The following is a 5,171-nucleotide window of genomic DNA, read 5'->3' on the forward strand; positions in this document are numbered from 1 at the left end:
CCCACGTTCTGCGCGGTGATGGTGAACAGCACCCGCTCGTTGGCAAACGGATCAGCCAGGAACCCTGCGCTGTCGACCGCGCCGGCAGTCTTGGGCAGCCCGCCGGTCCATGCCGGAATCGAGCCTTCGGCGTTACCGGCCTTTTCGGCGCCCAGTGGCGTCAATGTCGTGCCCAACCGGGCGGCCTCTTCTGGGGAAACAGCAGCCATCGCCGAAGTACAGAGCAGCAGCGCCAAGGTGCTGCCATACAGAACGGGGGTCGATATATTCATCGGGCTCAATCCTTTTTTCTAGTTATCGGATGGCAGGTTCAAAAGCTCACGCCGACGCTCAGGGCGACGAAATCGCGATCAGTTGCGGTGTTGTAATCACCGCCGAAGAAATCGGTATAGGAAAGGCTCGCGGTGTAGGTATTTTTCAGGTCCGCGTCCAGGCCCAGGCTGACGGCCTTGCTGCCTTCGTTGAAGTTGGGACCATAACCTTCCACATCGTGGGACCAGGACAGGCTGGGCTTGAGGTTCACCCCGGCAAACACGTTCTGGTAATCCAGAATCGCCCGCGCGCGATAGCCCCAGGAGTTACGGGTGTAAAAGCCCTTGTTGTTGCAGTTTTGCGGATTGACCGGGTTGCCCGCCGTCACGCAATTGCGGTTATCCGGCAGCTCGCCGTTGCCGAAGATGCTGTCGCGACCAAAGCGCAGGGCGCTGCTGTTGATGTCGCTGAGGTGGTTGTAGCCCACCTCGGAAATCAGCGTCAGGCGTTCAGCAGCCCATACCTGATCGACAAAATGGGTGAACGTCACCTGCGCCTGGCTCACGGGCTTGCGCACATAACCGTGGAAGTCTTCACCCGGTACTGGCCGGGCAAAACCACTGGCGAAAATCGGGCTGCCCAGGGCCGCCGCCATCGACCCCGCCATGGCGGAAATCGTCACATCGCTACCGTTGAGGGACAATGGCATGTTGGGCCGATAACTGAGTTCACCGGAGACGGCGGTGGTGCCCAGGGTGGTAGAAAAGCTCAGGCCGTAGAGACGGATGTCTTCCGGGTATTCGACAAAGTATTCGGCGCTCGACGCGCGGCTGCCAGGCTTCACCGCAAACGGGCTGTCCCCTACCCGACCGCCGACAAAAGGCGCGCGGCTGTGATAGTTCATGGCGTACAACCCGAACTCAGTATTGTTCAGCGCCTCGGCCTGCCAGCGCAGGGCCACGCCAAATTGGCCACTATCGCGCGCATCACTGTCGGCACCTCGGGTGAAATGGTACTGCCCGGTCGGGTCCCAAAGCGGCGAAAACCCCATGCGCGTGTTACAGCCGTCAGCCATCACGTCGGAGCCGAAAAACGTACCGCAGTTGTCCACCACGGTCTGGTCCCATTCCAACTGGTAGAACAGCTCGGCAGACAAGCTGTCGCTCAACCCTTGGGATAAAAACAGCATGTTGACCGGAATCAGCCCTTCCTTGATCTCGGCTCCCGGCCGGCGAAAGGCAGCCACATCGGTGGGGTTGATCACGTTGATACCGTTGCCGATAAAAGTGCTTTCACCCCAACTGACCACCTGCTTGCCCACCCGCACGTTGCCGGGCTGCCCGTCGATAAAGTAGTTGTGGTAGATGAACGCATCCAGGATCTGCGCGCCGGATGACTTGGCCGCTTCCTTGCGATTGCTGTCGCTGATGGGTAAATAACGGCGACTTTCATCCTTGAGTTCAAAGTCGTACCAGTACTTGCCGCGGATAAAGACGCCGCTGTCACCGTAGCTCAATTGCAAGTCGTGAACGCCTTTGAATATTTTCGAAAACGTCTCACCTTTGCGAAAATTCAGGCGCCCGTCGTCTGCGCTCTGGCTGGAGGCGTGACCACCGTTCCAGGTTCCCACATAAGCCGGATCGGCATTGCGTAGCGCCCAACTGCTGCCAATGGATAGGGACGAATCGAACTGTCCCTGGACCTCGCCTACGTTAAAGGTTACGGCCTGCACCTGGCTGCTGGCGCCGAGTACCAGCGCGGCCGTGAATGTCCAGGGGCGCATGCGATCAAGCTGAAATTGGTTTGCCACAAAACTTCCCCATCGTTTTTATTATTGGAGGCAGTACGTGTCGTCTGCCCAGCGATGTTGGCGCTGGAGAATCTTCGGAGAGCGTGTAATCTGTGTCCAATGCTAATAAGAAGAGCAATTAATGCATTGAGCGACTTAATAGATTTAAAACGGGTACGCCATTTGGTCTATCTGAGCGAGGAGTTGCACTTCTCTCGGGCGGCGGCCCGCGCTCACCTGTCACAGACGGCGTTCAGCCGCAGCATTCAATCGCTGGAGGACGACCTGGGGGTTCGGCTGTTCGACCGCGATACGCGCTCTGTGACAATGACCGAAGCCGGGAAACAGCTGATCGGTCGCGCCCACGAGCTGCTCAGTTGCGCGAAGAAAATGCAGGCCCAGGCCAATGATCTGGCGGGCACCGAAGGCGGTGAATTACGCTTTGGCGTGACGCCGATGGCAGCCAACATCAATACGACAGACGTGCTCGTCAAGCTGCGCAAAGCCATTCCAAGGCTGGTGTTGAACGTGCAGGTGAATTTCTGGGAACACCTGTCCCATCAGCTGGAAACCGATCAACTGGAGTTTGTGGTGGCGACGCTCAGGGCCGACCAGACCTTCGACCCGCGCTTCGCCATCACCCACCTGCCGCCGCAACCGGCCTCGATTTTCTGTCGCAGCGCCCACCCCCTGGCGCAGCAGGACGGCCCGATTTCCCGTGCACAGATTCTGGGTTACCCATGGAGCGGTGTTGTACCGTCAAACGAAGCGTCACTGTACGCGTTGTTCGACCTGACACCCGGAACGCTGCTGCCGTGGACCTTGAGTTCCAATGATTTGAGCCTGTTACGCGAAACCACCTTGACCAGCGACTCGTTGCTTCTGACCTGGCGTTCCTGGCTGGACAACGACCTGTGTGAAGGTTTGCTGGTGGATCTGGTGCCGCGCATCAAGCCTGGCTGGCCAGCAGACCTGCTGACCATCAGAAACGCCGTGGTATGCCAGGCAGGACGTACGCTGTCACCTATCGCTCAACAGGCCGTCGATTCGATCGTGTCAAATGCCCGTAGCACCTAGCACGTCTTTATCGCTGTTGCGGCTCACCCCGCCTCCCGGCTGATCTTCGACGTCATCTATGTAGCTCTCCAGCATTTGCGCCAAAGCGTCCATAGCCTGATGCAGGGTATCGACAGACTCCGTCAGCGCGGCAGCATCCTGCCCACTGCAATCGCGAGCCACTTGATCGCAACACTGGATCAACCGTTGAGCCTTGATGATCCGGGCACCGCCTTTGATCCGGTGCGTGAGGTCGGCGATGGCAGAAAAATCCCCCTCGCTGAACAGCTTGACCAGACGCGACATATCTTCTTCATTGCTTTGAGCCAAGTCACCCAGCAAATGCGCAATCGATGCACTGTTGCCGTAGGTCAATTGCTCCAGGCTGCTCAAATCAAAACCGTCGAGCGCCTTCAGCGTTTCTCCATCATTATCGGTCGAAGGGATAAAGACCGGCACCGCACCTGAAAGCCTGGCAGCCAACGCCTGCATGCTAATGGGTTTGAACAGACAATCGTCCATGCCTGCCTCACGGCAGCGCTCGACTTCGTCGATTTGAGCATTGGCAGTAAATCCCAGCACCAGGCAAGGGGCCGCACCGGAGCGCGCCTCTTCCGCACGAATGTTTCTGACCAACTCATAGCCACTCATAACTGGCATATTGCAGTCGGTGATCACCACGTCAAAATGACCGCAGCGCCAGGCTTTCAGACCGTGGGCACCATCCGGTTCATCACTGACCTCGTGACCCAGATAGGTCAACTGTTGCTGCAAGAGCAGACGGTTGGCTGGGTAGTCATCTACCACCAGAACGTTCAATACCCTGTGAGGCAGTTCCACCACGGCCTCGGCTTCCACCTGAGGCAAAGCGTCCAGAATCGGCACCTCAAGCACCACATCGACCTGTGTGCCAATGCCTGAAACGCTGTGAAGACTCAACTCACCCTGCATCATCGCGCACAGAGTGCGGCTGATCATCAGCCCCAGCCCGGAACCACCGCTGTGCTGCTGTCCGGTGACGCCGACCTGGCTGAATGGAAGAAACAGACGTTCCTGATCCTCCCTGGAAATTCCGACGCCAGTATCGCGCACGTGCACCTGAATCCGCAGATATGCACCGTCCGACACTACGGTCGCGCGCACCTCAACCACGACCTTCCCCTCCGAGGTAAATTTAATCGCGTTGCTGACCAGATTGGAGAGGATTTGCTTGAAACGCAGGGGGTCGACGAACACCTCCCGCTCCGCCTGCACATCGAATTGCAATATCAGTTCCAGCTGTTTTTGCCGTGCCAAGCCTTCAAATACGCGTATTACGGATTCAACCAAAGGTTTGAATGACGTTCTCTGAGGATTCAGCACCAAGTGCCCTGACTCGATGCGTACCACGTCCAGAATATCGCCGATCAAGCCCAGCATCCCTTGCGCGGCGCCGAACGCAACCTCGATAGCAAAGCGGTCAAGCTCACCCTTGTCAGCTTTTTTCATCGCAAGTTCGAGCATGCCGACAATCGCGTTCATGGGTGTGCGGATTTCATGACTCATCGTCGCCAGAAAGGTCGTCTTCGCACGGTTGGCGTTTTCTGCGTCCAACTGGGTATCCTTCAACTCGTCAAGCAAGCGCGCACGCTCGCTGATATCAATCCAGCCTGTAATTACACCCCGGACCTTCCCATCAATCCCCCAGAAAGGAACAGTCCAGTGATATAACACGACCGATGCCCCCTCTGCCGTCAAGGAAAAACGATCTTCTATCCGAGGTTCCCCGCTCTCCATGACCTCCTGGTACTCTTGTTCGAATCTTGCAGCCTCCTCAGGGCTGATGCCTTCACAGTCAGTGGCACGGGTACCAACTACCGCCTCGTAAGCAGCCCCTCCCACAACCCGTAAATACTCTTTGTTGCAAAGCAGCAAATAACCCTCGTAATCACGTGCGAGAATCGGATGGGGCAAGCTGTCGATGAGCGTGCGCATGAACGCAATCTGCTCGTTAAATTTAAGTTCGGCGGCATTGCGCTTATCGATCAACCGTTTTAGATAAAAAACCCAACAAAATACACCTACCAGAAATAAC

General features: G+C 57.1%; 3 protein-coding genes and 1 pseudogene. 1 reads left to right on the plus strand and 3 read right to left on the minus strand.

Translation table 11 applies throughout. From position 1 onward, the window contains the following. Together FEM54_RS23820 and FEM54_RS23825 are read right to left on the minus strand one after the other, a co-directional pair. Nucleotides 1–272 (minus strand): annotated as a pseudogene (locus FEM54_RS23820) (DUF1329 domain-containing protein); the annotation flags it as partial. Nucleotides 273–310: 38 nt separating this feature from the next. Further along, a complete protein-coding gene (locus tag FEM54_RS23825) occupies nt 311–2,035 on the minus strand; it encodes a DUF1302 domain-containing protein (RefSeq protein WP_138453372.1) in 1,725 nt (574 codons plus the stop codon). 153 nt (nt 2,036–2,188) lie between these two features. Here FEM54_RS23825 and FEM54_RS23830 point away from each other — a divergent pair, with 153 nt between their 5' ends. After that, a complete protein-coding gene (locus FEM54_RS23830; RefSeq protein ID WP_138453370.1) occupies nt 2,189–3,118 on the plus strand; it encodes a LysR family transcriptional regulator in 930 nt (309 codons plus the stop codon). On the opposite strand, the gene FEM54_RS23835 is transcribed toward FEM54_RS23830, so the two are convergent. Continuing rightward, the coding region (locus FEM54_RS23835) for an ATP-binding protein (RefSeq protein ID WP_138453371.1) at nt 3,098–5,171 on the minus strand (2,074 nt) is incomplete at its 5' end. The two genes, FEM54_RS23830 and FEM54_RS23835, sit on opposite strands and share 21 nt — an antisense overlap.

Origin of the sequence: Pseudomonas edaphica, assembly GCF_005863185.1 — a bacterium.
Classification (GTDB): Bacteria; Pseudomonadota; Gammaproteobacteria; order Pseudomonadales; family Pseudomonadaceae; genus Aquipseudomonas; species Aquipseudomonas edaphica.

Bases quoted from the DNA above. Each gene is read 5' to 3' on its own strand.
- FEM54_RS23825 (WP_138453372.1), bottom strand. From the start codon at position 2,035: ATGCGCCCCTGGACATTCACGGCCGCGCTGGTACTCGGCGCCAGCAGC.